This window comes from Paraburkholderia graminis, from assembly GCF_003330785.1.
Classification (GTDB): domain Bacteria; phylum Pseudomonadota; class Gammaproteobacteria; order Burkholderiales; family Burkholderiaceae; genus Paraburkholderia; species Paraburkholderia graminis.
The window spans coordinates 1,071,294-1,095,392 of sequence record NZ_CP024935.1 but is presented as its reverse complement, the minus strand read 5'-3'; the positions used below and the strand labels follow the sequence as shown (position 1 = coordinate 1,095,392).

Below are 24,099 nucleotides of genomic sequence, written 5' to 3'. Positions count from 1 at the left end.
AAGCGGGAGATGAGCTACCCGATTGGAAAAATCGGGTGGCGCATTTGTACTAGCTATTGAGTCCAGCGGGCGGGTTCGGTGGATAAGCCGTGTCGCGCGCGATCGTCATAGGTCATGGCAACGATCGCGCGGCACATGCGTTTGCTCAGGCCGCTGCTGCCTCGGTCTGCCGCGAAGGAAACGGATTGCGCCACGCTTCCAGTTCATTCAGCCGATCGTGCCAGCGCACCACATTCGGAAACTCGCCGAGCGGCATCGCGGCGCGCGACGCATACGGCAACGTGACGGCGACCGAGAAGTCGGCAATGCTCATCGCGTCGCCGAGCAGCCACTTCCGGTTCTCGAGATGCCGGTCCAACACCGCTGCGTGCTTGCGAAACCAGCCTTGCGCTTCGGCGATCTTCGCGCTGTCGGGTCCGCCGAGTCCAATAGCGGGCTTGATCAGGTGCTCGAAGTAAAGCGTTCCGCCGTGGCGATAAAAATGCTGGCTATTCCAGCTCAGCCAGCGCAGCACGTCTGTCTGCTGCTCGGCGTTCTGCGGCCACAACGGCGATTGCGCACGTTGCGCGAGATGGCAAATGATCGCGTCGGCTTCCCAGATGCTTCGCTCTCCGTCGACGAGGCACGGCACTTTGCCGTTCGGATTAATCGCCAGATAAGCGGGCGCGACGTGCTCGCCCTTGCCGAGGTCAACGAAAACATATTCGATTGGCAACCCTAAATAACGCGCAACTGCGCAAGCCTTGCGAGGGGCCAGCGTTTCTGAATAATAAAGCTGCATGTGACGTCTCCGTGTGAGTTCACTCCATTCGATGTTGCCTCTTCAAGCGCTTTAAATTCCTGTGCTGCCGAGTTCCGCGATCAATGCATCGAGCTTCTCGAACGCGCCTTTCCAGCCCGCATCGTGACCATCGCGCGCGGCTTCGTCGAAGAACTGCGAGTGCGTGAAATTCATTTCCGTGCCTTCGTCGACGGGACGAAACGTGATCGTCACGAGCGAGCGGCGCTCGGGCAGCGTCACCCACTGCCACGTGAACACGAGCTTGCGGTCGGCCTCGACTTCCTGATATTCGCCGCGGCAATCGTGCGTTTCGCCGTCGAGCGTCTGGAACACCACGCGAAAACGGCCGCCCACGCGCGGATCGGCTTCGGCGCTCAGCACCGGCCCGGCGTCGGGGCCCCACCAGCGCGCCATCAACTCCGGTCTCGTCCACGCGGCATAGACTTTCTGCGGCGGCGCCTTCAGGCGCCGTACGATCGTCAGGCTCGGCTTCTGCATATTCACTCCTCTCCTTCGACAAAATCGGCGAGCCGGTCGAGGCTCGCGGACCAGAAGCGCTCATAGCGTCTGAGCCACGCCATCGCCTCTTCCATTGGGCCGGCCACCAGGTCAACCGACACGGTCCGCCCATGCTTGGCGCGCGTGATGAGCCCGGCGTCGCTCAGCACGTCGAGATGCTTCATGACGGCGGGCAGCTTGAGCGGCAATGGGCGTGCGATTTCCGTGACGGACAGGCCCGGCTCCCGCTCGAGGCGGGCGAGGATGGCCCGCCGCGTGGGGTCCACCAGCGCGGAAAACGTACGATCGAGTTGACTGACAGGAGACTTCACCATGTGGTGAACTATAGAGACTCGGCGCGCGGTGTCAAGGTGTTCTATGTCTACTTTTTCTCGGAGCTTGAGACCGGGGAATTGGCGCGGCGCTGAGCGACGTATCGATCAACCTCGCCTGCGCCGCGAACCGCGATCAGCTCGTCAGCGCGTTGCGCTTGCTGGCGGGCACGCTGAAAGATCGTCCGCGCGCGCTGTTCGGCACAATTTGACGCGCTACGTGCGTAGCGGTCTGAAGAAGCTGCGGATCTCGGCGGCCAGCAGATCGGGCTTTTCCATCGCGGCGAAATGGCCGCCGCCCGGCATGTCCGTCCACTGCGCGACATTGAAGGTTCGTTCGAGCCAACTGCGCGGCGGATGGCTGATCTCTTTCGGAAAGCGCGCAAAGCCGACGGGCGGCACGACGCGCTGGCCTTCGGCAAAACGCATCGGCTGAAGGCGGTTCTCCCAATACATCTGTATGGCCGGCCCGATGCATTGCGTGTACCAGTAAAGCGAAATGTTGGTCAGCAACTCGTCCTTCGAAAACACGCGCTCGACGTCGCCTTCGCAATCGCTCCACGCGCGAAATTTTTCGGCGATCCAGGCGGCGAGTCCAACCGGCGAATCGTTCAGCGAGGCGGCGAGCGTCAGCGGCTTCGTCGCGTGCATGTGGGCATAGCCGCCTTCGAGTGCGGCCCAGTCGTTTTTCTCGCGCAAAAAGCGCTCTTCTTCCGATGTCAACGGTCGTTGCGCCGCGCCGATTGCCGGCTCGTAGGAACTCGGCAGGAAGTTCAAATGAACGCCGTCGACAGCCTGCGGATGCCGCGCCGCCAGCGCAAGCGATACGCCCGCGCCAAGGTCGCCGCCTTGCGCGCCGAAGCGCCGATAACCGAGGCCGCTCATCAGCGACACCCAAAGATTCGCGACCTGAAACGCCGACGTGCCGGGTTGCGCGGGCGCCGGCGAAAACGCGAAGCCAGGCAGCGAAGGCACCACCACATCGAACGAATCCGCGGGATCTCCGCCGAACGCCGCGGGATCGCAGAGCCGTTCGAGCAGCGCCTCGAACTCGACAAACGAACCGGGCCAACCATGCGTGACGACGAGCGGATAAGGCGCGTGACCCACGCCGCGCCGATGAATGAAATGCACGCGCTGTCCATGCACATCGGCGATGAATTGCGGCTGCCGGTTCAGGCGCTGCTCGGCCGCGCGCCAGTCGAACTGGTTCGCCCAATAGTCGACGAACTCGCGCAGCCATGCCGGGTCGATGCCCTGCTGCCACGCGGGCGACGGCGTCGCGGGCGCCCAGCGCGTTGCACGAATACGTCGGTGAAGATCGTCGATGTCGGCATCAGGCACGGCGATATGAAACGGTTCGATTTGCATGGGCGTCATCCAGGTTGAAGTAGCCGATAGCGCACTGCCGAGCAGCGAGACTCGCGGCAATGCGCTCGCGCGAACCACGAAATTATCGGCATGGTACACAATGGCCGCATTTCCGTTTCGTGCGCTGGAGATCGACATGCTGGGAGCGCTCGCCGCCCTGCTTCTATTTCAATGCCTTGGAGAAGGCGTGTCTTACGTATTCCATTTGCCGGTGCCCGGCCCGGTGATCGGCATGCTGTTGCTGTTCGGCTTCATCATGATGCGCCCGCAAACGGCGGACGCAATCGAGCCGACCGCGCTCGAATTGCTGCGGCATCTGTCGCTGCTGTTCGTGCCTGCGGGCGTCGGCATCATGGTGTCGGCAAGCCGCATTCGCGGCGATGCCGTTGCGGTGATCGTCTCGATTGCCGTCAGCACGACACTCGCGATTGCGGTCGCCGCGCTGGTCACCCGTGCGTTGATGCGCCGGCAGCAGCGCCGGCAACCACACGATCGCGCCGATACGGAGGCCGCACAATGACCGCGTTACCCAAGCTCGGCGCGATCTGGGTCTATCTTGCGGCAAGCCCGCTGCTCGGCCTCACCATCACGTTGATCGCGTATCTGATCGCGCAGACGTTGTATGCGAAGGCGCGTTTCAATCCGCTCGCCAATCCGGTGTTGATCGCGGTCGCGCTGCTGGTCGCGGTGCTCGAGATCATGGGCACGCCGTACGCCACGTATTTCGAGGGCGCGCAGTTCGTGCACTTCCTGCTCGGTCCCGCGACGGTCGCGCTCGCGTTGCCGCTCTATCGTCAGTGGCCGAAGCTGCGGCGCTATGCGTTGCCGCTGTTAGGCGGGCTCGTCGCCGGCTCGTTGACCGCGATCGTGTCGGCGATCGGCGTGGCCGCGCTGTTCGGCGCATCGCATCAAACGCTCGCATCGCTCGCACCCAAGTCCGCGACGACGCCGATCGCGATGGCCGTCGCGTCGGAAATCGGCGGGATTCCGTCGCTGACCGCAGTGCTCGTTATATCGACGGGCGTCTTCGGCGCGGTCTTCGCGCGCGCCATCCTCAACGCGCTCAAGATCGCAGAACCCGAAGTGCGCGGTTTCGCACTCGGCATTGCGTCGCATGGCATCGGCACGGCGCGCGCCTTCCAGGTCAGCGAGCAGATGGGCGCGTTTGCAGGGCTCGGCATGGGGCTTAACGGCGTGTTCACCGCGTTCGTGGTTCCTGTGCTGATGCCGGTTGTTGCACGCTGGTTGGGTGCGTGAGCGTCGGTTGCTTTTATGCTTCATAAACAGATTAGCCCGTAAATCAAGGGCTAATCTGAAATGCTCCGGCGCGCTTAGCTCCGCATCGCGGACAGTAACGGCGTCGACTTAATCATTAACTAATTCGCCATCCGAACTAAACAAAGAGCGCGGCCAGCAAGCGCTCGCGACACCTCATCAGAACGCTGTGCACCCATTCGTCCCGCATAGTTTGAAGCGCCGTCTGTTTTATGCCATGCTAGCCACGCCCCAAAAGGATCATCACGGCTAGTCATCAAAGAGAGGGCGTGAGAGGCGACCAATCCTGTTGTCCATTCCTCAGGAGGAGACATGATTGTGTCATCGCAAGCGCGCAGCATTCGCTGTGCCGGACGCGCGCCCGGCGTCGCTGGTTTCCCCGCTTTTTTATCGCAGCCTTCCCTTCCCGCCGCGCGGTTCAAGTACCTGCATCGCGCGGCCGCCGTGTCGAGCTTCGCTTTCCTAATCGGACTGTCGTCCGTCTGTCACGCCGACACGCAGGTCGGCGGCACGTTGCCGCCCGCGCCGGACATACTCTATGGCGACCTGTTCGTGGCAGTGCAAACGGCGCAGATCTATCCGGACCAGAAGACCTTCGTCGATGCAACGCCGAATGCGGATCCCGCCGCAATCGTGCAGCTTTATCACCAGCAGAGGAGCAAGCCCGGCTTCTCGCTCGCGAACTTCGTGAATCAGTACTTCACGCCGCCGAGCGAGCCGGTCATCACGCCGCCCGCGAATCAGACGCTGCGTGAGCACATCAACTGGCTGTGGCCCGCGCTCACACGCACGACCATGAGCGCGCCGCCGAACAGCTCGCTGATTCCCTTGCCGAAGCCATACGTGGTGCCCGGCGGACGCTTTCGCGAAGGCTACTACTGGGACACCTACTTCACGATGCTGGGCCTTCAGGAAGCGGGCCGCGAAGATCTCGTCGACAACATGCTCGACAACTTCGCGTACATGATCGACACGTTCGGCCATATTCCCAACGGCAATCGCACGTACTACCTCGACCGCTCGCAGCCACCCTTCTTCTCGCATATGGTCGAACTCGCGGCCAAGGTGGAAGGACGCGGCGTCTATCAGAAGTACCTGCCGGCGCTGCGCAAGGAATACGGCTACTGGATGCAGGGCGAAAGCTCGACGCCGGCCGGATCGGCGACGCGCAACGTGGTCGTGATGCACGATCGCACGGTGCTGAACCGCTACTGGGACGAGCTCGACACGCCTCGCGACGAGTCTTATCTTGAGGACATTCAGACCGCGCAAAAGGCACCCGGGCGCAATCCGAACGACGTCTACCGCGAACTGCGCGCCACCGCCGAAAGCGGCTGGGATTTCAGCTCCCGCTGGTTCGGCGACAACATGACGCTCGCGACGGTGCGCACCACCTCGATCATTCCCGTCGATCTCAATAGCCTGATGTTCCACCTGGAGATCACCATCGCGAAGGGCTGCGGCGAGACGCGCGATTTCCGCTGTGTCGGCGAATTCGCGGGACGCGCGGCGAAGCGCGCGCTCGGCATCAATCGCTACTTGTGGAACGCGAACGGCTACTACGGCGACTATGACTGGCAACTCGCCAAACCGCGCGACAACAAAACCGCGGCGATGGTGTTCCCGCTGTTCGTCGGCGCCGCCTGGCCGGATCGCGCGAAAAAGACCGCGCAGCAGGTGCAATCGACGTTGTTGCAGCCAGGCGGCCTCGTCACCACGACGTACAACACCACGCAGCAGTGGGATGCGCCGAACGGCTGGGCGCCGTTGCATTGGGTCGCGATTCAGGGCTTGAAGCGCTATGGCCAGGACGCGCTCGCGCAGCAGATCGGCACGCGCTTTCTCGCCGACGTGAAAGGCGTCTATGCGTCGGACAAGAAGCTCGTCGAGAAATACGTAGTGGAAGGCGCGGGCACGGGCGGTGGCGGCGGCGGCGAATATCCGCTGCAGGACGGCTTTGGCTGGACGAACGGCGTGACGCTGAAACTGCTGGACCTGTATAGCCCCGGCGAGTGAGTTCGCCGCGGCGCGAGGAGACCAGAGGCTGGCGGCAGACTTCCGGGACCTGGAAACACTGTATAAAAACACAGTATAATGACAGGCATGAACCCGTCATTTCCTGGCCGGGGCCTGCGCGCCCGGCGTTGAATCATGGTGTCCCAGCAAGGCCTGTTTGCCCCCGAGCCCGTTACCCTGTTTAGCGACAACGAAGGCGGAATGCGTTATTTGCCCGACCTGGTCCCGCTTGCGCTCGCGCAGCAGTGGTTCGGCGAGGCGCTGAAGAACATCGGCTGGAGCAGCCATCAGCGGATGATGTACGAGCGCGAGGTGGCCGTGCCTCGCCTGATCGCCACGTTCCTGCGCGAATCGGCGGACTTGCCCGCGCCGCTTGGCGAGGCGTTCGAAGCGGTGCGCTCGCTCGTCGGCGCGCCGTTTAACCGCGTGGGTCTGAACCTGTATCGCGACGAACACGACAGCGTCGCGCCGCACAGCGACAAGACGGCGAACCTGGTGCGCGGCGAGCCGATCGCGATCGTATCGCTCGGCGCTGCCCGTCGCATGACGATCCGCCCGAAGAAAGGCCCCGGCCGCGCGGTGCATGTCGACCTCGAGCCGGGTAGCTGTCTGGTGATGAGCTACGCGTCGCAGTTCACGCACGACCACGGCATTCCAAAGCTCGGCGAGCGCGTCGGGCCGCGTATCAGCCTGGCATTTCGCTGCTACAACGGGCCACGGGAATAGGCACGCCTGCGCGCGCGCAAGCCCCTGCCCGCATCCCCCGCCCGATCACACGGCAAAAACGTCCGGATTTTCGAGCAAGGGCACAAACTTACCGCTGCGGCCGTCGAGTGCAAGCATCACGCCGCTTTCAATCTGGAAGAGCCAGCCATGCAGTTGCAGCGTCTTGTTCGCGAGCCCGACCGCCACCGACGGATGCGTGCGGATATTAGCCAGTTGGGCCACCACGTTGTCCTTGACCAGCGCGTCGAGACGTTCCGCCGCCGACTCATAGGTGCGCGACGCATTGATCGCCTTCGCGGCATCGGCGTGACGCAGCCAGCCGGCCACCGCCGGCAGATGTTCGAGGTTCGTGTTGCTCGAGATCGCCGTCATCGCGCCGCAATTCGAGTGGCCGCATATCACGATGTCGCGCACGCCGAGCACCGCGACCGCATATTCGACGGTCGCCGACACGCCGCCCGGCTCGGGACCATACGAGGGCACGATATTGCCCGCGTTGCGAATCACGAACAGCGCGCCGGGTTCCGACTGCGTCAGCAGTTCAGGCACCACGCGGCTGTCCGAGCACGTCACGAACAGCGCGCTCGGGCTTTGCGCGGCGGACAGGCGCTTGAACAAAGCGCTTTGCTGCGGAAACACGTCGCGTTGAAAGCGGATCAAGCCCTCGATGATTTCCTGCAAGATGTTCTCTCCGATAGTCGAAGGTTCGAAGTTGCGCGGCGCGCAGCGCACAGCCGCTATGGATTCGCGCGACTATACCGCGTTGCCGCGTTGCCACGCGATGGGCATGCGCCGCCGAGGCCGCCGCGCAACGCGCCGCGCCAGTGCGACCCGGCGTGTCCTTGCCGCATCGTCGCGCCGTCAAAGCCGGCGCATGCCGGCCCCGCTACGACGACCTCACGGCCCCGTCTTGTCGAAATCGCGCGTTTCGAGTTCCACCGATTGCCCGCCGTTTTTTTCGAGCACCCGCTTGGTCGCGTTTTCGATCTGCGCGCGGTTCGCCTCGAACGTGCCCACGAGATCGTGCGCCGACGGCCCGCCATTGCCGAAATGGTCGTTGAGCGCGTCGAGCGATACGCTGCACCAGACGTCCTTTCCGTCGACATTGGCTTCGAAGGCGACGCGCGCAGCCGCCACCACTTCACGGCGTCCGGTGAATTCGATCCTCATAATGATCCTCCATGTGTCGAAAGAATTGCGGGAGTCGCAAGCGTTGTGCCATGACGGCACGCAGCGCTTCACTGCAGCACTACGCTGCGAAGATTCCCTGCAAGGTGCATACTCGCTTTCGGCCGCTCGAACGGCCACGCCGACGTCATAGCGCCGACCGTGCATCATGCATCAGCCAGGCACCGCCCGGCAGACGCACCCACTATTCTGATACCAACTTCGCCCCATGTCCCGCCATCCGCAATCGTCGCGTCCTTTGGTCATTGCCGCCGTCATGGCTTCGATGGCGATGGTCGCCATCGAAGCCACCATCGTATCCACCGCCATGCCGCAGATCGTCGCACAACTCGGCGATCTGCATCTGTATAGCTGGGTCTTCTCGTCGTTCCTGCTCGCTCAAACGGCGATGACCGTGGTGTTCGGCAAGCTGGCCGATCTCTACGGCCGCAAGCCGATCATGCTGGCGGGCATCGCGATCTTTCTGATCGGCTCCGTGCTCGCGGGCTTCGCGTGGTCGATGCCGGCCATGATCGCATTCCGGCTGATTCAGGGCGTCGGCGCGGGCGCGATCCAGCCGGTCACGCTGACCATCGTCGCGGACCTGTATCCGGCGCGCGAACGCGGCAAGGTGCAAGGTTATCTCGCGAGCGTGTGGGCGATTTCGGCAGTCGTCGGGCCGATGGTCGGCGGCTTCATCATCCACAACATGTCGTGGGCGTGGATCTTCTGGATGAACGTGCCGATCGGCCTCGCGTCGGCTGCGGGCTTCATCGCCTTCCTGCGCGAGGGTGAGCGGCACGCGCGCCCTTCCATCGACTTCGCGGGCGCAGCGCTCTTCATGGCCGCCATCGCCGCGTTGATGACGGCGCTCACCTACGCGGGCGACGACGACCTCGCGCATGCGTCGATGGCCGGCGCGGCATTCGTCGTGTGCCTGCTGCTGTTCGTGCTGCAGGAGCGCCGCGCCAGGGAGCCGATGATCTCGTTCGCGCTGTGGAGCCGCCGCCCGATTGCCGCGTGCAACGGCGCGACCTTGCTCTCCGGCATGATCCTGATGGGCTCGACCACGTTCCTGCCGATGTACGTGCAAGGCGTGCTGAACCGCTCGCCCGTGATCGCCGGCCTTGCACTGACGATGATGATGGTCGGCTGGCCGGTCGGCGCGACGCTCGCCGCCAAGGTGTTTCACCGCATCGGCCTGCGGCGCATGCTGATCGCCGGCAGTGCGTTCATTCCGGTCGGCGCGGTGCTGCTGCTGTTTCTCGCGCCGGGCGGCTCGCCGCTCGTCGCCGCGTTCGGCTCGCTCATCATGGGCTTCGGCATGGGCACGTCGAGCGTCAGTTGCCTCATCCTGATCCAGGAAATCGTCAAGATGGAGGAGCGCGGCAGCGCCACGGCGTCGAACCTGTTCTCGCGTAATCTCGGCAGCACGCTCGGCGCGACGCTGTTCGGCGCGGTGCTCAACTTCGGGCTGAGTCATTCGGGAGGCAGCGCCGCCGTCAGGTCCGATCAACTGAAAAGCCTGCTGCAAAATCAGGCGGCGAATTTCGGCGGCGGCGACGCGATCCGCATGGTGCTGCATCAATCGCTGCACCTCACGTTCATGTCGATCTTCGCGATTGCGATTTTTGTGGTCGTGCTGCTGACGCTGGTGCCGGCGATCCACATCGGCGCCGAGAAAAAGATGCCGCTGGAGGCGCTGGCGCCGCTGGAAGATTGAGGCTTTGCGATGCGAGCTGCGCGACGGCAAGCCAACGCCGCCGCTTCGCGCGGCCCATGCACAACGCGTCAGTCCTTCGCGTACAGCGTCGAGTCGGCAAACCCTTCCGCCGCCAGCACGTCGCCGACCAGAATCAACGCGGTGCGCTCGATCTGCGTCGACTGCACCTTGCCGAGAATATCGTCGAGCGTACCGGTGATCTTTTCTTCGTCCGGCCAGCTCGCGCGATAGATCACCGCGATCGGACACGCGCCGCCGTAATGCGGCCGCAATTCGTCGACGATACGCGCAAGGTGCCGCACGCCCAGGTGAATCGCCATCGTCGCACGATGCCGTGCGAGATCGGCAAGTTGCTCGCCTTCGGGCATCGCGGTTTTCGTCGCGTAGCGCGTGAGAATGAGCGTCTGCGAAACGCCGGGCAACGTCAGCTCGCAACCGAGCGCGGCCGCGCTGGCAGCGGTCGCCGTCACGCCCGGCACGATCTCATAGGGAATCGCGAGTTCGCGCAGTCTGCGGATCTGTTCGCCGATCGCGCCATACAACGACGGGTCGCCCGAATGCACGCGCGCCACATCCTGGCCTTTATCGTGTGCGCGTTTCAGCAAGTCCACGATCTGATCGAGATCGAGTTCGGCGGTGTTGACGACCTCGACCGCCGAATGTCCTTCCAGCACCGCAGCCGGCACCAGCGAACCCGCATACAGAATCACCGGACAACGGCGCACGAGGCGCTGCCCTTTCACCGTGATTAGTTCGGAGTCCCCAGGACCCGCGCCGATAAAAAACACCGTCATTCAAAGCTCCATGATTGATGCAGACCATTCAGTGCGACCGAGGCAGCGCTTCGAGCAAACTGGCCGCGCTGTCAAACTCGCGATCCACCGCGGGCAATGACGGCCGGCGCAGCATCACAACCGGCAAGCGGCGCTCGCGTGCGACTTCGAGCTTCGCTTCGGTCGCGCTGCCGCCGCTATTCTTGCTGACGAGCACGTCGAAGCGTTGCAGCGCGAACAGCGCGCGTTCGCCTTCCAGTGTGAACGGTCCGCGCGCCGCGAGTATGCGAGCGCGTGCGGTGTCCGCGTGCGAGTCCAGGCAGCGCACGAACCAGAACTGATGCGCGGGAATCTCGTCAAGATGCGCGAGCGGTTCGCGTCCAAGCGTGAAGAGCGGCCGCGCGAATGGCGCCAGCGCCGCCGTGAGTTCGTCCCAGTCATCGACCATGCGCCAGTCGTCGCCGGCTTGCGGCTCCCATGCGGGCCGGCGCAGCGCCCAGCACGGCACGCGCGCGGACCTGGCCGCCTGCGCCGCGTTCGCGCTAATTTGCGCCGCGTACGGATGCGTCGCGTCGATCACGAGGCCGATCGCTTCCTGTTCGATATAGCGCTGCATCCCTTCACTGCCGCCGAAGCCGCCCACGCGCACTGCGCAGCACAGATCGTCGGGCACCTTGCCGAGTCCGGCGAGACTGTAGACGTCGTGCGCGGCAAGCTGCCGCGCGATGCGCAACGCGTCGCCCGTGCCGCCGAGCAGCAGAACCCGCGTCATCGCGCCGCTCCGATCAGTTTGCCCTGGCGGTCGATCGCGAATGTCTCGACGCTCACCTGCGGCGGCACGATCTCGCGCGCCACGCGAAGCGCATGTTCACAGACGATGTCGGCGAGCGGCACCTGTTGCGCATGCGCGAGCGCGACGGCCTGCTGACTCGTGTTGGCCGCGCGAATCGCGGCCTGCAACGCGTCGTCGGCGCCGTGTTCGGCGGCCCATACGGCGAGCCGTTCAAGGTCGATGCTCGAGTTGCGGCTATGCAGATCGAGGTGGCCCGCCGCGAGCTTGCTCAGCTTGCCGAAGCCGCCGCAAATGCTCAGCCGCTCGACCGGCGCGCGCTTCATATGCTTGAGCACCGCGCCGACGAAATCGCCCATTTCGATCAACGCGATGTCGGGCAAGCCGTAATGCGCGCGCATCGCGTCTTCGCTCGCGTTGCCGGTGCAGGCGGCGACATGCGTATAGCCGTTCGCGCGCGCGACGTCGATGCCTTGATGAATCGACGCGATATACGCCGAGCACGAGAACGGGCGCACGATGCCGGTCGTGCCCAGAATCGACAGCCCGCCGAGAATGCCGAGCCGCGGGTTCATCGTCTTGAGCGCGAGCGCTTCGCCGCCCTCGACGCCGATCGTCACTTCGAAGCCGCCGCGATAGCCGTGCTCGGCGGCGAGTTCGGCGAGGTGCGCGGTCATCATCTGACGCGGCACGGGGTTGATCGCGGGCTCGCCGACCGCGAGCGTCAGTCCGGCGCGCGTGACGGTGCCCACGCCCGGTCCGGCGCGAAACACCACGCCCGCTTCCGCGACGAGGCGCACGCGCGCGAACACCACGGCGCCGTGCGTGACGTCGGGATCGTCGCCGGCGTCCTTGATCGTGCCGGCCTCGGCGCCGTCGTCGGTCAGGCGGCAGAACACGAGCGGCATCGGCACATGCTCGCCCTTCGGCAACACGATTTCGGCGATGTCGCTGACCACGCCCGCGAGCAGCAGACGCGCCGCCGCCAGCGACGTCGCGGTGGCGCAACTGCCGGTCGTGTAGCCGCTGCGCAGCGGCGCGGGTTGTTCGGGGGTCTCGTCGCGCATCGCGGTCAGGCGGAGCGTTCGGGCTGTGGGCGGCTTGCGGCGCGCTCGTCGCCGCAGGGCTTCACCACATCGAGCAAGGTGATCGGCAACGCCTGCCGCCACGTATCGAATCCGCCGAGCGGTTGTGCATCGGCAAGCGCGATGCGCGTCAGCGTGCCGCCATGCTGTTCGCGCCATACGGCAAGCGCCGCCTCGCCTTGCAACGTCACCGCGTTGGCGACCAGCCGGCCGCCGTCGCGCAGACTCGCCCAGCACGCGTCGAGTACACCCGGCACCGTCACGCCCCCGCCGATGAACACCGCATCCGGCGTCGGCAGCCCGTCGAGTGCTTCAGGCGCGCGGCCCGCGACGAGTTGCAACCCCGGCACGCCCAACGCATCGCGATTGTGTTCGATAAAGCGCTGCCGCTCCGCGTGCGCTTCAATGGCAATCGCGCGGCAAGCCGGATGCGCGCGCATCCATTCGATGCCGATCGAGCCGCTGCCCGCGCCCACGTCCCACAGCAATTCGCCGGGCGTCGGCGCGAGGCGCGCGAGCGTGATCGCGCGCACATCGCGTTTGGTCAACTGGCCGTCGTGGCGAAACGCGTCGTCGGGCAAGCCGCAAGTGAGCGGCAGACGCGGCGCGCCATCCGTCGCGCGGCATTCGAGCGCGATCAGGTTCAGCGCGGCAACGTCGCGCGCGGACCACTGATCCGCGCGGCCGTCGATGCGCCGCTCCGCGTCGCCGCCGAGATGTTCGAGCACGGTCATGCGCGTCGCGCCAAAGCCGCGCGCGTTCAGCAGCGCGGCGAGCGCCGCGGGCGTGCCGCCGTCCGCGCTCAACACGAACACGCGCGCGCCGTCGTGCAAATGCGCATTCAGCGTCGGCAGCGGCCGGCCGACCAGCGACACGACGGCCACCTCCTGCAACGGCCAGCCAAGCCGGGCGGCGGCCAGCGACAACGACGAAGGTGCGGGCAGCACGCGCAACTCGTCGGCCGGCAACTGCCTGGCCAGCGTCGCGCCGACGCCGAACAGCATCGGATCGCCGCTCGCCAGCACGCAGACGGAGCGGCCGCGCTCGGCGAGCAACGGCGCGAGATCGAACGGACGCGGCCACGCGGCGCGGCGCGCGGCGAGCCGCGCCGGCAGCATCGACAGATGACGCTCGCCGCCGTAAATCGCTGACGCCTCCAGCAACGCACGCCGCGCGGGCCGTCCCAAACCGGCGAAGCCGTCGTCGCCGATGCCCACTACCGTCAGCCACGCCGGCATGCATCCTTCCTCATGATGTCTCTCAAAACAATGCGCTGCGCCACGCCGGTCAAAGCGTCCAGCCTCGTTGTGCTATCCGAAAAAAGGCATAATACAGCCGCCGGTGCCCTTCGGGGCCTAAGAGGGAACACAGCGGGGAAACCATCGCCGCTGCGGCTGCCCCCGCAACTGTATGCAGCGAGTCCGCCTGCGCTAAGCGCCACTGGTTCGACCGGGAAGGCCGCGGCGGACGACGACCTGCGAGCCAGGAGACCTGCCGGCGAGACTGTTCGTGCCAGCCAACATCGGGCGGGGTGTACCGATGCCGCAGCCAAGCCGCTTTATCGCTTGCTCGGGCCGTCGCGCGACGCTAACCGCGGTGTCCGTCTTGAATCGAGCTTCTCCCTCCTCCACTGTGTTGCCTGACGCGGCTTTCGCGCTGCGGCCCTCGGCGTGTCCGGGGCTCCTGCGGATCGTCGCCGCGCGCGACGGCGGCATCTGCCGGATCAAGCTGCCGGGCGGCGAGTTGAGCGCGGCTCAGGCCCACGCGATCGCGGATGCGGGCGCGCAGCACGCGGCGGGCGTGATCGAGTTGACGAACCGCGCGAATCTGCAACTGCGCGGCGTTCGTGGCGGCGAGGAAGCGGCGTTGATTGCGGCGCTGGTGGATGCGGGGCTTGGGCCTTTGGCGGAGGCTTCTATTTCTTCTGAAGAAAAAGCCGACACCAGGTCTTCCGCCGCTCTCACCGCTTCAGCCGCCGACGACATCCGCAACGTGATGATCAGCCCTACCGCAGGGCGCGACCCCTCCGCGCTCTTCGATACGAGGCCGCTCTGCACGACGTTGCTCGCGCTCTTGCAAAGCGACGCACGTTTTGCGGCGCTGTCGCCGAAATTCGCACTGCTCGTCGACGGCGGCGAGCGTCTTGCGCGGCTCGATCATCCGCATGACGTGTGGCTCGCGGCATCGCAGGATGGTTCCGGCGAGATCCGCTTCATGTTCGGCCTCGCCGGTTGTCCACCGGTTGCTGCGACGAATTCGGCGACGATTGATGCAGGCGCACTCGCCGCCGTGTTGCCGTCGCAAGTTCCGGCGCTGGTGCGGGCGCTGCTGCATACGTTCCTCGATCTCGCCGCCGACTCCGACACGACCCGCATGCGTCACCTGCTCGCCGAACATTCCGCCGACGCGATCCTGCGACACGCGCAAACCTACGTCGATTTCCCGTTGGCACGCGACGCAGCGCTCGCCGAGTGGCAGCGCAGCACGCCCGCCGATGCCACGCTGCGCGTCGGCGCTCACGCGCAGCGTATCGCGGGAACGTGGCACGTCGGCGGTCAACCGCTGCTCGGCCGCATCGACGCAACCGCGCTGCATGGCCTCGCTTCGCTGGCGCGGCAACACGCGAACGGCGCGCTGCGCATCACGCCGTGGCAAAGCGTTCTGCTGCCCGACATCGCCACACATGCCGTGCCCGCCGTGCTTACCGCGCTAAAAACGCTCGGCTTCGCGTGCGACCTGGACGACCCCGCTTCACGCCTCATCGCGTGCGCCGGTTCCACCGGCTGTGCAAAAAGTCTCGCGGATACCAAAGCCGACGCGCTCGCGCTCGCGAAGCGCCTGCCCGCCGGCGTCGACGTGCACCTGAGCGGCTGCCCGCGCTCCTGCGCCGCCGCGCATTGCGCGCCGTTCACGCTGCTTGCCGCGGCGCCCGGCCTCTACGATCTTTACCGACGCGACGCACAGCCGGGTTTCGGCGAATGCGTCGCGCGCCGACTGACGATCGCACAAGCCGCCGACACCCTCGCGCAACTCGCCCAAGCCGGACAGACGCACGCCCAGGACGCACGACCAGAATGCCCGACTCAAATGAGTGATACCGATGCTTGATTACATTCGCGACGGTCAGGAGATCTATCGCCAATCCTTCGCGACGATCCGCGCCGAAGCCGATCTGTCGCGCATCCCCGCCGACCTCGAAAAGCTCGCGGTGCGCGTGATCCACGCGTGCGGGATGGTCGACGTGATCGGCGATCTCGCGTTCTCCCCGAATGCCGGCACGGAGGGGCGCCTGGCGCTCGCGCAGGGTGCGCCGATTCTCTGCGACGCCGGCATGGTCGCGCAAGGCATCACGCGCGCGCGGCTGCCCGCGAACAACGACGTGATCTGCACGCTCACGCACGAAGCGGTGCCGGACCTCGCGCGCGAACTCGGCAACACGCGCTCGGCCGCCGCGCTCGAGTTGTGGCGTCCGCGTCTTGCGGGCAGCGTCGTCGTGATCGGCAATGCGCCGACCGCGCTGTTTCATCTGCTCGACATGCTCGATGCCGGCGCGCCGAAACCCGCGCTGATTCTCGGCTTTCCGGTCGGCTTCGTCGGCGCGGCCGAATCGAAAGCCATGCTCGCGGGCGACAGCCGCGGCGTGCCGTATGTCGTCGTGCATGGCCGCCGCGGCGGCAGCGCGATGGCCGCCGCCGCGGTCAACGCGCTGGCGACGGAGGTCGAATGACCGCCGCGCCGCAACGTGCAGGGCGTCTCTTCGGACTCGGCGTGGGTCCGGGCGATCCCGAACTCATCACGCTCAAAGCACTGCGTCTCCTGAAGGCCGCGCCGGTGGTCGCGTACTTCGTCGCGAAGGGCAAGAAGGGCAACGCGTTCAGCATCATCGAGGCGCATTTGCACGACGCGCAACAGCACCTGCCGCTCGTCTATCCCGTGACGACGGAGGCGCTCGAGCCGCCGCTTTCGTACGAAGCGATCATCGCGGACTTCTACGACACGGCCGCGCAGATCGTCGGCGGACATCTGGACGCGGGGCGCGACGTCGCGGTGATCTGCGAAGGCGATCCGTTTTTCTACGGCTCGTATATGTATCTGCACGACCGGCTCGCCGCGCGCTACGAGAGCGAGGTCGTGCCGGGCGTGTGCTCGATGCTCGGCGGCGCGGCCGTGCTCGGGGCGCCGCTCGTCTATCGCAACCAGAGTCTGTCGGTGCTGTCGGGCGTGCTGCCCGAAGACGAACTGCGCCGCCGTCTCGCCGATGCCGACGCCGCCGTTGTGATGAAACTCGGCCGCAACTTCGACAAGGTGCGGCGCGTGCTCGGCGATCTCGGCCTCGCGCATCGCGCGTTGTACGTCGAGCGCGCGACGATGGGCAATCAGCGCATCGTGCCGCTCGCCGAAGTCGATCCGATGGCGTCGCCGTATTTCTCGCTGCTCGTCGTGCCGGGGGAAAAATGGCAAGGATGATGCCGCCCGCCATCGTCATTCTGGGCGTGGGCGCGTTGGACACGGCGCGGCGCATTCAGGCGCTCACGGCCGGTTCGCAGGTGCATGCGCTGCAAGGACGCGTGCAGGCCGATGTCGCTTACACAGAACTCGGCGCGCATCTGCGCGAGCTGTACGCGCGCGGCACGCCGATCATCGCGCTGTGCGCGGCCGGCATCGTGATTCGCTGCGTCGCGCCGCTCTTGTCGAACAAGGGCGCGGAGCCGCCGGTGCTGGCCGTCGCCGAAGACGGCAGCGCGGTCGTGCCGCTGCTCGGCGGCCTTGCCGGCGTCAACGTGATGGCGCGCGACATCGCGGCCGCGCTCGGTGTGTCGCCCGCCATCACGACGAGCGGAGAACTGCGGTTCGGTACGTGCGTGCTGAATCCGCCCGAAGGCTACGCGCTCGCCGATCCAGGCCAGGGCAAGCGCTTCGTGTCGGATCTGCTGGCGGGCGAAAGCACGCGCGTCGAAGGCGACGCGCCGTGGCTCGACGACGCGCAACTGCCGCGCTCCGCATCCGCGCGGCTCGCGATTCGCGTAACACCGCACGCGTGGAATGGGCGCGAGGATGAGCTTGTGATTCATCCACGCAGCGTGGTTGCGGCGGTGGCGTTGGGAGAAACGTCGGAGATTGTCGCTCGCGTGCGCGCTTCACTTGAGGCGCACGGGCTTGCTCCGCTTTCGCTCGCGGCGTTGGTGGCGTCGTCGGAAGATATGGCGCACGCGGCGTTGGCCGAAGCCGCCGCAAGCCTGAACGTGCCGCTGCGTTTTGTCGAACCTCGTTCCGCAGACGACCGCTCATCGGCGAGGCTGCCACACAAGCTCTTAAACGCCGCATTGCGCATCCCTTACGAAACGCTCAACGACGACCAGGCCCAAGGCGTCGCGCTCGCCCTATCGCCTTTGGCCATCGATCCCGACACGATAGGCCGCGCGCGCGGCCGACTGACGGTGATCGGCCTTGGCCCCGGCAGCGCCGATCTCATGGTGCCCGCCGCGCGCACCGCGCTCGACGAAGCCACCGACATCCTCGGCTACGAGACCTACGTGAAAATGGCCGGCCCGCTGCGCGCCGATCAGCGTGTGCACGCGACCGACAACCGCGAGGAAATGCAGCGCGCGCGCCATGCATTCGAACTCGCGAGCGAGGGACGCTCGGTGGTGATGGTGTCGTCCGGCGACCCCGGCGTGTTCGCGATGGCCGCGGCCGTGCTCGAAGCGCTCGACGCGTCGGACAACAACGCGTGGGCCGCCGTCGAACTCAGCATCGTGCCGGGCGTATCGGCCGCGCTCGCCACCGCCGCGCAAGCGGGTGCGCCGCTCGGCCACGACTTCTGCATGCTGTCGCTGTCGGACAATCTGAAGCCGTGGAGCATCATCGAAAAACGCTTGCGGCATGCAGCGCAAGCGGACCTCGTGATGGCGTTCTACAACCCGATTTCGCGCGCCCGTCCGTGGCAACTCGACAAGGCGCTCGACATCGTGCGTGAATACCGCGCGGCCGATACGCCGGTCGTGCTCGGGCGCGACATCGGCAGACCGGGCGGCACGCTGCGCACGGTCACGCTAGCCGAACTGCATTCCGCCGATGTCGACATGCGCACGATGGTGATCGTCGGCTCGTCAACGACGCGCCGCTTTAGCAAAGGCGCGCAATGGGTCTATACGCCGCGCTGGTATCAATGAGCGCGGCCTGTAGAGTAGAAAGAGCAAAGGTCACGCCGCCGCCTTGATATCGTCGATCGCGCGCTGCCTCACGCCCAGGTCGTCCCACAACTCGGGGTGACAGGTGAACACGAGTATCTGATGCCGCGACGCCGCGTCGATCAACGCCCGCTTGATCGCGTCGCGGCGAGCGGCGTCGGTATGCACGGCGGCATCGTCGAGCATGAGCAGCGTCGGCCGGCCCGACGCCTTCAACAGATCCGCGTACGCGAGCCGCGTGAGAATGCCGAGCTGTTCGCGCGTGCCGAAGCTCAACGCGTCGAGCGTATCGGCGCGGCCGTAGCGGTCGAGCGTCGCGGGACTCAGATCGTCGCCGAGCGCAATCGTCGATTGCGGGAAAATCCGCTTCAGATAATGGCCGAGGCGCTCGGTCAACGGCGCGCGCAGTTGCGCGACCGCCGCATCGCGTTCGGCGACGAGCACTTCATCGAGCAGACTCAACGCACCGGCGCGCAAGCTCAATTCGTCCTTGCGGCGCGTGGCCTGCTCGATCTTTGCCTCGAGCGCGGCGAGCCGCTCGCCGAGTCCCGATGCGCCCACCGTCTCCAACTGGCTGCGCAAATGCGCAATGCGCACTTGCCGCTCATGCTGCTCCTGACGCGCAAGCTGCGCAGACGCGCGATAACGCTGCGCCTCGGCGGCGGGATCGTCCAGACGCGCGGCCTCGAGTTCGCGCTCGCGTCCTTCGCGCTGCTTCGTCAGCGCCTCGACCTGCACGCGCTGTTCGACAATCTTCGCCTGCCATTGCGCGCGGTTGCTGCAAAACGCCGCGTCGCTCAATTGCGCTTCCTTGCGCTGCAATTGAAGCGCGAGCGATTCGGCCGTGGCAATGCCGGTCGAACGCTTTTCCGCGGCATCGTTCAACAGCTTGCGGGCGCTTTCCAACGCGGCGCGCGCGAGGTCGGCGTTGCGCCGCGCTTCGTCGAGCGGCAACGCCGACGAGACATCGGGCAAACTCGCGAGCCGTTCGTTCGCGGCCTGCAAGCGCGCGCTCGCCGAAGCCGACGCCGCACGCAACGCGTCGATGCCGTGCGGCGCATGCGCGTCGAGCACCTTCGCGTGACTCGTCTGCTGCGCGACGAGCGCCTTCCACTGCTCATGCCTCTGTTCGGCTTGCGCGAGCGACGCCACGCCGAGCGCCTGCAACGACTGCGCGTGCTGCGCTTCGAGCGCCGCGAGCTCGGACAGTCGCGCGGGCAAATCGGAGACGCCGGGAATCACGCGCAACTCGCCGAGTTCGCCGAGACCAATGCGCTTTTCTTCTTCCAGACGCAGCACGCCCTCGCCGCCGATCCGCGCATCGCCCACCGTGATCGATCCGTTCAACCGGTATTCGATGCGAGTCATCGCCGCTTCGGTGCGCGCGCGCAGCACGGTCAACGACGCATCGAGCGAAGCCAGGCGCTTCAGTTTCGTCTCGTCGATTTCGAGCGCGGCCGCGGCGCGTGTCGCTTCGACAAGCGCTTCGTGCGCTTCGCTCGCCGCGCCGATCGCCGCTTCGAGCCGTTCGAGTTCGGCGCGATAAAGACCGATCTGGCTGCGCAAATCCGCGGCGCTCACCGCTGCGTTGGCCAGTTCGAGCGCGCGGTTTGCATCGGCCGAGGCTTGCTCCAGTTGGACGACGCGGCTCGACGCCTGCCCATGTTCGGTCTCGACGGCGGACACATTGGCGCGCGCCGCGTCGAGTTGCTGACGATCGCGCGCGACGGCCGCCTCCAGTTCCACCGCGGCCTGTTCCTGCTGCAACGACAACGCGAGTTGCGCCTCGCCGACCTTCAGCGCCTGCACGAGATCCTGCACGCCGCGCTCCAGTTGCACGGCGGCATCGGCGCGCTGTTGCGCGAGCAGCGCCTTCTGCTCGTGAAGCTCCCAGGGCCGCTTGCGCTCGGCGTCGTCGAACGCTTCCTGCTGCGCGGCGAGACGCGCGATGTTTTCGTCGAACTGCTCGCGCTGCCGGACAAGATCGTCGCGCTCGGCGCTCAATGTGCTCAGCGCCGCTTCGGCTTCCGCGAGCGGACCGGTGGACTTCTGCGTGCGCGCGGTCAGCAGTTGCCGAAGCTCGCGCTGCACGACGGCGATCAACGCGTCCTCTCCCGCCGATTCACGGCTGCCCGACAATTGTGACAACGCATCGCGCAGATACTGCGCCGCATGTCCCGTCGAGTCGCGCATTTCCTGGGTGCCGCCCTGCTGCACCCACAGCAAGCCGGGCACGCCCGCGTTCTCGGCCTTCAGCGGACCGCGCGCGGCGCGCGAAAATCCGAGCAAGGCCGCGAGCTTGTCTTCCGCTTCGTCCTCGCCGTACACGCTTTGGCCGATCTTCAGTTCGCAGCGCTGACGCGTGACGAACTGCTTCGACAGGCGGCATGCAACGCCGTCCAGATCGAAGCTCACTTCGACCGAAGGCTGCCCGCTCGCCTTGCCCCACGGCAACAAATCCTTCAGATGCGAAGCCTTGTAACGTTCGAGGAACACCGCGCGCACGGCCTCGGCAATCGTGCTCTTGCCGGCTTCGTTCGGCCCCACGAAAAGATTGAGCCCCGGCTGAAGGTCGTCGATAAAAAGCCGTCCGGTGAACTGCTTGAATTCCTGTATCGCGATGCTTTGTAGCTTCATGCGGACCTCGCCTCACGCGGCAGTTCACGTTGAAAACGCGCCAGCAGCAACAACGCCTCGGCCGCGCGCCGGACCTGTTGCGGATCGGATTGCGGGTCTTCCTGCAGGCCGCGCAGACGCGCGACCACTTTCGCCAGATAACCGCTCTGCGCGCCGAGTTCGGCGAGATCTTCGGTGGTGGGCAGCACTTGCAACGCGCTCATGTCGACGCGCAATGCGCGCACGCGCGCGCGGGTTTCCTCGACGGCGACGTGGAGCGCTTCTGCATCGGCGAGCGCGGCCGTGCCGCTCACCGTGACGCGCAGCACGTCGCTGCCGCTCAGCGTGGCGAGGCGCGCCTTCAATGCGTCGACGTCGGTCGGCACGGAGATCGTTTCATCCCACCGATGCCACTGATACTGACCGACCCGCACGGCCTCCACCACGGCTCGCGCGCCCGGCTCGCTCAAGCTCACATCGAGCACGAAGCCCGGATCGTTCGCGCGAAAACGGTCCTGCTCGTGCGTGCCCGCGTACCACGTGCGATCGTCGACGCGAAGGTGGCCATGCCAGTCGCCGAGCGCCAGATAGTCAAGCCGCGCGCTCGCGGCGCGCGTCGGCGAAATGGGATTGGACGAGTCGATGCCTTCCTGCAGGATGCCGCTCACGCTGCCGTGCGCGAGGCCGACGCGGTGATAACCCGGCGGCGTTTCGGCGCTATCGAAGAAGCCAGTGGTGTCGTCGTAAGTGATGCGTTGGGTGAGCGGCGCGCACAGGAGCGCGCAGCGGCATGCGTCGAGCAACACGACGCCAGGCTCAAGCACGATGCGCACGTTCGGCGGCACGCAGTTCAGGCGCTGCGCGCGCGTCCATACACTTTCGACGAGCGCCGCGTCGTGATTGCCCGGCAGCATGATCCACGGACCGGCGAACGCTTGCAGCGCGGCGAACAGACGCCGGATCACCGTGTCGGACACGGTTTGCAGATCGAATACGTCGCCGGCCACGAGCACGGCGTCGACCTTGCGCGCGGTGGCTTCGTCCGCGATGCGGCGCACCGTGTCGAAGCGCGCCTGCGCGAGATGCGCGGCCTCGTCCGGCTCGAACTGGCCGAACTGCGTGCCGATCTGCCAGTCCGCGGTGTGCAGAAACCTGATCACTGTGCCTCCATTGCATTCGATTGCGTTGCCGCATGGCGCGCGCGATTCGACTCGGCGCATCGCCGCGGCGGTTCAACCGTGCATGTTACCGCGCCGACGCGTCGAAAGAGCCGTATGTGTTTCCCATATCGCTTGGGCTTCGTCACCTCACATCGCCTCGCATGGCCCCGCCCCGCCCCTCACGGCGCTAAACTCGCGTTTCCAGACCCGGGCTCTCTCGCCGATGAACAAAGCACTCGAACTGAAGAAAGCCAAACGCACGCCGTTGCTGCTGCTCGCGGCCGCGGCCTGCGTCTTCGTCGCGACCGCCTTGATGCCGCGCGGCTTGTGGATCGACGGTATCAAGGCGGTGGCCGAGGCCGCGATGGTCGGCGCACTCGCGGACTGGTTCGCGGTCGCCGCGCTGTTCCGACGCGTGCCGATTCCGCTCGTGTCGGCGCATACGGCGATCATTCCGCGCAACAAGCACAAGATCGCCGACAACCTCGCCGTCTTCGTGCAGGACAAATTTCTCGACGTGCCGTCGCTGGTCGGTCTGATCAGGAAGCACGATCCGGCGCAGAGCATCGCGCGCTGGCTCGCCGAGCCCGCCAATAGCGCGCGCCTCGGCGATTACGTGGTGAAACTGACGAGCGGCATGCTCGATCTCACCGACGACGTGCGCATCCAGGTCTTCATCAAGGACGCGCTGCGCGACGTGCTTGCGAAGGTCGATCTCTCGCAGTCGATGGGCTCGATTCTCGATACGCTCACGAAGGACGGCCGTCACCAGGAACTGCTCGACGCCGGCATCGAACAGGTCGTCGCGCTGCTGCGCGAACCGCAGGCGCGCGAGTTTATCGCCGAACGTATCGTCGATTGGGTGAAGAGCGAGTATCCGAAGATGGAGAAGATTCTGCCGTCCGCATGGCTCGGCGAAAAAGGCGCCGAGGCGCTGGCCAACGCGGTGAACCGCATGCTCGAACAGATCAGCGAGAACCCGACGCATGAACTGCGGCAGAAGTTCGACGGCGCGGCGCACAAGCTGATCGTCAAGCTCAAGAGCGACCCCGCGTTCCTGCAAAAAGGCGAGGAACTGAAGCGCTATCTCGTGGAAGGCGAAGCGCTCGCTTCGTATGTGAAGGACATGTGGGGCGAATTGCGCGCGTGGCTCAAGCGCGATCTGCATAGCAGCGACTCGGCGCTGCATGCGCGAGTCGTCGCGTCCGGTCAATGGGTGGGCCGCGAACTCGCGAACGATCCGGCGCTGCGCCAGTCGCTGAACGATCACCTCGAAGAAGCCGCGCGCGCGATGGCGCCCGAGTTCGCGCGATTCCTCACACGGCATATCAGCGATACCGTGAAGAACTGGAACGCGCCGGAGATGTCGCGGCAAATCGAGTTGAACATCGGCCGGGATCTGCAATACATCCGCATCAACGGAACGGTGGTCGGCGGCTTTATCGGTTTGCTGCTTTATGTGAGCACGCAACTGTTCGGCTTGCTGCGCGTGCACATCGGCTGAGCGTGCGATATAGCGTCGCGCGACGCAAAGCGCCTACAATCCGGGCATAAGGTTTGCTCTCCCGCATGGGCCGCACACGGCCTGTGCCGCC

At 65.9% G+C, this 24,099-nt stretch carries 22 protein-coding genes and 1 riboswitch; of the genes, 10 read left to right on the top strand and 12 right to left on the bottom strand.

The genetic code is table 11. From position 1 onward, the window contains the following. Nucleotides 1-145: 145 nt before the first annotated feature. The 4 genes from CUJ91_RS23115 to CUJ91_RS23100 form a co-directional block, all read right to left on the bottom strand. Nucleotides 146-781: a glutathione S-transferase family protein gene (locus CUJ91_RS23115; RefSeq protein ID WP_114157245.1), complete on the bottom strand. Its 636-nt coding sequence runs from the start codon at nt 779-781 to the stop codon at nt 146-148. Between the two features lie 51 nt (nt 782-832). Beyond that, nucleotides 833-1,279 carry an SRPBCC family protein gene (locus CUJ91_RS23110; RefSeq protein ID WP_114157244.1) on the bottom strand — a complete coding sequence of 149 codons (447 nt, stop codon included), beginning with the start codon at nt 1,277-1,279 and terminating at the stop codon, nt 833-835. 2 nt (nt 1,280-1,281) lie between these two features. Continuing rightward, complete coding sequence (locus CUJ91_RS23105; protein ID WP_006047028.1) at nt 1,282-1,614, bottom strand: ArsR/SmtB family transcription factor; 333 nt, start codon at nt 1,612-1,614, stop codon at nt 1,282-1,284. Nucleotides 1,615-1,827: 213 nt separating this feature from the next. Continuing rightward, entirely contained in the window at nt 1,828-2,982 is a 1,155-nt protein-coding gene (locus tag CUJ91_RS23100; protein ID WP_114157243.1) for an epoxide hydrolase family protein, read from the bottom strand. A 136-nt stretch (nt 2,983-3,118) separates the two neighbouring features. Here CUJ91_RS23100 and CUJ91_RS23095 point away from each other — a divergent pair, with 136 nt between their 5' ends. The 4 genes from CUJ91_RS23095 (at nt 3,119) to CUJ91_RS23080 (ending at nt 6,999) form a co-directional block, all read left to right on the top strand. After that, on the top strand, nt 3,119-3,502 hold the full coding sequence (locus CUJ91_RS23095) for a CidA/LrgA family protein (protein ID WP_053860706.1): 384 nt from the start codon (nt 3,119-3,121) through the stop codon (nt 3,500-3,502). Then, complete coding sequence (locus CUJ91_RS23090) at nt 3,499-4,239, top strand: LrgB family protein (protein ID WP_114157242.1); 741 nt, start codon at nt 3,499-3,501, stop codon at nt 4,237-4,239. Before CUJ91_RS23095 ends, CUJ91_RS23090 begins: the two co-directional genes overlap by 4 nt. Before the next feature lie 330 nt (nt 4,240-4,569). After that, complete coding sequence (treA, locus tag CUJ91_RS23085) at nt 4,570-6,273, top strand: alpha,alpha-trehalase TreA (RefSeq protein WP_114157241.1); 1,704 nt, start codon at nt 4,570-4,572, stop codon at nt 6,271-6,273. 135 nt (nt 6,274-6,408) lie between these two features. After that, nucleotides 6,409-6,999, top strand: a complete 591-nt coding sequence (locus tag CUJ91_RS23080; RefSeq protein WP_006047022.1) for an alpha-ketoglutarate-dependent dioxygenase AlkB — start codon at nt 6,409-6,411, stop codon at nt 6,997-6,999. 45 nt (nt 7,000-7,044) lie between these two features. On the opposite strand, the gene CUJ91_RS23075 is transcribed toward CUJ91_RS23080, so the two are convergent. Both CUJ91_RS23075 and CUJ91_RS23070 read right to left on the bottom strand, forming a co-directional pair. After that, complete coding sequence (locus CUJ91_RS23075) at nt 7,045-7,680, bottom strand: carbonic anhydrase (RefSeq protein ID WP_006047021.1); 636 nt, start codon at nt 7,678-7,680, stop codon at nt 7,045-7,047. A 216-nt stretch (nt 7,681-7,896) separates the two neighbouring features. After that, entirely contained in the window at nt 7,897-8,169 is a 273-nt protein-coding gene (locus CUJ91_RS23070; RefSeq protein ID WP_006047020.1) for a DUF1488 family protein, read from the bottom strand. A 226-nt stretch (nt 8,170-8,395) separates the two neighbouring features. Here CUJ91_RS23070 and CUJ91_RS23065 point away from each other — a divergent pair, with 226 nt between their 5' ends. Then, nucleotides 8,396-9,889 (top strand): MDR family MFS transporter, encoded by a 1,494-nt coding sequence (locus CUJ91_RS23065; RefSeq protein WP_006047019.1) that lies wholly within the window; start codon nt 8,396-8,398, stop codon nt 9,887-9,889. A gap of 68 nt (nt 9,890-9,957) precedes the next feature. Here CUJ91_RS23065 and cobM read toward each other — a convergent pair whose 3' ends face one another. The 4 genes from cobM to cbiE are packed head-to-tail and all read right to left on the bottom strand — an operon-like array spanning nt 9,958 to nt 13,775. Next, nucleotides 9,958-10,683 (bottom strand): precorrin-4 C(11)-methyltransferase, encoded by a 726-nt coding sequence (gene cobM, locus CUJ91_RS23060; protein ID WP_114157240.1) that lies wholly within the window; start codon nt 10,681-10,683, stop codon nt 9,958-9,960. A 28-nt stretch (nt 10,684-10,711) separates the two neighbouring features. Continuing rightward, nucleotides 10,712-11,434: a cobalt-precorrin-6A reductase gene (locus CUJ91_RS23055; protein WP_107709837.1), complete on the bottom strand. Its 723-nt coding sequence runs from the start codon at nt 11,432-11,434 to the stop codon at nt 10,712-10,714. Next, on the bottom strand, nt 11,431-12,519 hold the full coding sequence (locus CUJ91_RS23050; protein WP_114157239.1) for a cobalt-precorrin-5B (C(1))-methyltransferase: 1,089 nt from the start codon (nt 12,517-12,519) through the stop codon (nt 11,431-11,433). Before CUJ91_RS23050 ends, CUJ91_RS23055 begins: the two co-directional genes overlap by 4 nt. A 5-nt stretch (nt 12,520-12,524) precedes the next feature. Beyond that, entirely contained in the window at nt 12,525-13,775 is a 1,251-nt protein-coding gene (gene cbiE, locus CUJ91_RS23045; protein ID WP_114157238.1) for a precorrin-6y C5,15-methyltransferase (decarboxylating) subunit CbiE, read from the bottom strand. A gap of 84 nt (nt 13,776-13,859) precedes the next feature. Next, a riboswitch (cobalamin riboswitch) is annotated at nt 13,860-14,050 on the top strand. 83 nt (nt 14,051-14,133) lie between these two features. On the opposite strand from cbiE, the gene cobG reads away from it, so the two are divergent. From cobG to cobJ, 4 genes are read left to right on the top strand one after another with little or no spacing between them, the layout of a single operon-like run. Continuing rightward, entirely contained in the window at nt 14,134-15,645 is a 1,512-nt protein-coding gene (gene cobG / locus CUJ91_RS23040) for a precorrin-3B synthase (protein ID WP_279635433.1), read from the top strand. Then, nucleotides 15,638-16,264: a precorrin-8X methylmutase gene (locus tag CUJ91_RS23035; RefSeq protein WP_006047013.1), complete on the top strand. Its 627-nt coding sequence runs from the start codon at nt 15,638-15,640 to the stop codon at nt 16,262-16,264. Before cobG ends, CUJ91_RS23035 begins: the two co-directional genes overlap by 8 nt. Continuing rightward, nucleotides 16,261-17,004: a precorrin-2 C(20)-methyltransferase gene (locus tag CUJ91_RS23030; protein ID WP_029970557.1), complete on the top strand. Its 744-nt coding sequence runs from the start codon at nt 16,261-16,263 to the stop codon at nt 17,002-17,004. Before CUJ91_RS23035 ends, CUJ91_RS23030 begins: the two co-directional genes overlap by 4 nt. Continuing rightward, entirely contained in the window at nt 17,001-18,710 is a 1,710-nt protein-coding gene (cobJ, locus tag CUJ91_RS23025) for a precorrin-3B C(17)-methyltransferase (protein ID WP_114157236.1), read from the top strand. The genes CUJ91_RS23030 and cobJ overlap by 4 nt, the downstream gene beginning before the upstream one ends. A 30-nt stretch (nt 18,711-18,740) precedes the next feature. On the opposite strand, the gene CUJ91_RS23020 is transcribed toward cobJ, so the two are convergent. Together CUJ91_RS23020 and CUJ91_RS23015 are read right to left on the bottom strand one after the other, a co-directional pair. After that, nucleotides 18,741-21,365, bottom strand: a complete 2,625-nt coding sequence (locus CUJ91_RS23020; RefSeq protein ID WP_114157235.1) for an AAA family ATPase — start codon at nt 21,363-21,365, stop codon at nt 18,741-18,743. Beyond that, nucleotides 21,362-22,504, bottom strand: coding sequence for a metallophosphoesterase family protein (locus CUJ91_RS23015; RefSeq protein WP_107709852.1), 1,143 nt, complete (start codon nt 22,502-22,504; stop codon nt 21,362-21,364). Before CUJ91_RS23015 ends, CUJ91_RS23020 begins: the two co-directional genes overlap by 4 nt. A gap of 223 nt (nt 22,505-22,727) precedes the next feature. Between CUJ91_RS23015 and CUJ91_RS23010 the strand changes: the two genes are divergently transcribed. Beyond that, nucleotides 22,728-24,008: a DUF445 domain-containing protein gene (locus tag CUJ91_RS23010; RefSeq protein WP_029970553.1), complete on the top strand. Its 1,281-nt coding sequence runs from the start codon at nt 22,728-22,730 to the stop codon at nt 24,006-24,008. The last annotated feature ends 91 nt before the right edge of the window (nt 24,009-24,099 follow it).

Excerpts from the sequence above, each read along its gene's own strand:
- CUJ91_RS23110 (WP_114157244.1), bottom strand. The coding sequence starts at position 1,279 with ATGCAGAAGCCGAGCCTGACGATCGTACGGCGCCTGAAGGCGCCGCCG.
- CUJ91_RS23100 (WP_114157243.1), bottom strand. The coding sequence starts at position 2,982 with ATGCAAATCGAACCGTTTCATATCGCCGTGCCTGATGCCGACATCGAC.
- CUJ91_RS23115 (WP_114157245.1), bottom strand. The coding sequence starts at position 781 with ATGCAGCTTTATTATTCAGAAACGCTGGCCCCTCGCAAGGCTTGCGCA.
- CUJ91_RS23095 (WP_053860706.1), top strand. The coding sequence starts at position 3,119 with ATGCTGGGAGCGCTCGCCGCCCTGCTTCTATTTCAATGCCTTGGAGAA.
- CUJ91_RS23055 (WP_107709837.1), bottom strand. The coding sequence starts at position 11,434 with ATGACGCGGGTTCTGCTGCTCGGCGGCACGGGCGACGCGTTGCGCATC.
- cobM (WP_114157240.1), bottom strand. The coding sequence starts at position 10,683 with ATGACGGTGTTTTTTATCGGCGCGGGTCCTGGGGACTCCGAACTAATC.
- CUJ91_RS23080 (WP_006047022.1), top strand. The coding sequence starts at position 6,409 with ATGGTGTCCCAGCAAGGCCTGTTTGCCCCCGAGCCCGTTACCCTGTTT.
- CUJ91_RS23030 (WP_029970557.1), top strand. The coding sequence starts at position 16,261 with ATGACCGCCGCGCCGCAACGTGCAGGGCGTCTCTTCGGACTCGGCGTG.
- CUJ91_RS23065 (WP_006047019.1), top strand. The coding sequence starts at position 8,396 with ATGTCCCGCCATCCGCAATCGTCGCGTCCTTTGGTCATTGCCGCCGTC.
- CUJ91_RS23020 (WP_114157235.1), bottom strand. The coding sequence starts at position 21,365 with ATGAAGCTACAAAGCATCGCGATACAGGAATTCAAGCAGTTCACCGGA.
- CUJ91_RS23105 (WP_006047028.1), bottom strand. The coding sequence starts at position 1,614 with ATGGTGAAGTCTCCTGTCAGTCAACTCGATCGTACGTTTTCCGCGCTG.
- CUJ91_RS23070 (WP_006047020.1), bottom strand. The coding sequence starts at position 8,169 with ATGAGGATCGAATTCACCGGACGCCGTGAAGTGGTGGCGGCTGCGCGC.
- CUJ91_RS23090 (WP_114157242.1), top strand. The coding sequence starts at position 3,499 with ATGACCGCGTTACCCAAGCTCGGCGCGATCTGGGTCTATCTTGCGGCA.
- CUJ91_RS23050 (WP_114157239.1), bottom strand. The coding sequence starts at position 12,519 with ATGCGCGACGAGACCCCCGAACAACCCGCGCCGCTGCGCAGCGGCTAC.
- CUJ91_RS23010 (WP_029970553.1), top strand. The coding sequence starts at position 22,728 with ATGAACAAAGCACTCGAACTGAAGAAAGCCAAACGCACGCCGTTGCTG.
- treA (WP_114157241.1), top strand. The coding sequence starts at position 4,570 with ATGATTGTGTCATCGCAAGCGCGCAGCATTCGCTGTGCCGGACGCGCG.
- CUJ91_RS23035 (WP_006047013.1), top strand. The coding sequence starts at position 15,638 with ATGCTTGATTACATTCGCGACGGTCAGGAGATCTATCGCCAATCCTTC.
- cobJ (WP_114157236.1), top strand. The coding sequence starts at position 17,001 with ATGATGCCGCCCGCCATCGTCATTCTGGGCGTGGGCGCGTTGGACACG.
- cbiE (WP_114157238.1), bottom strand. The coding sequence starts at position 13,775 with ATGCCGGCGTGGCTGACGGTAGTGGGCATCGGCGACGACGGCTTCGCC.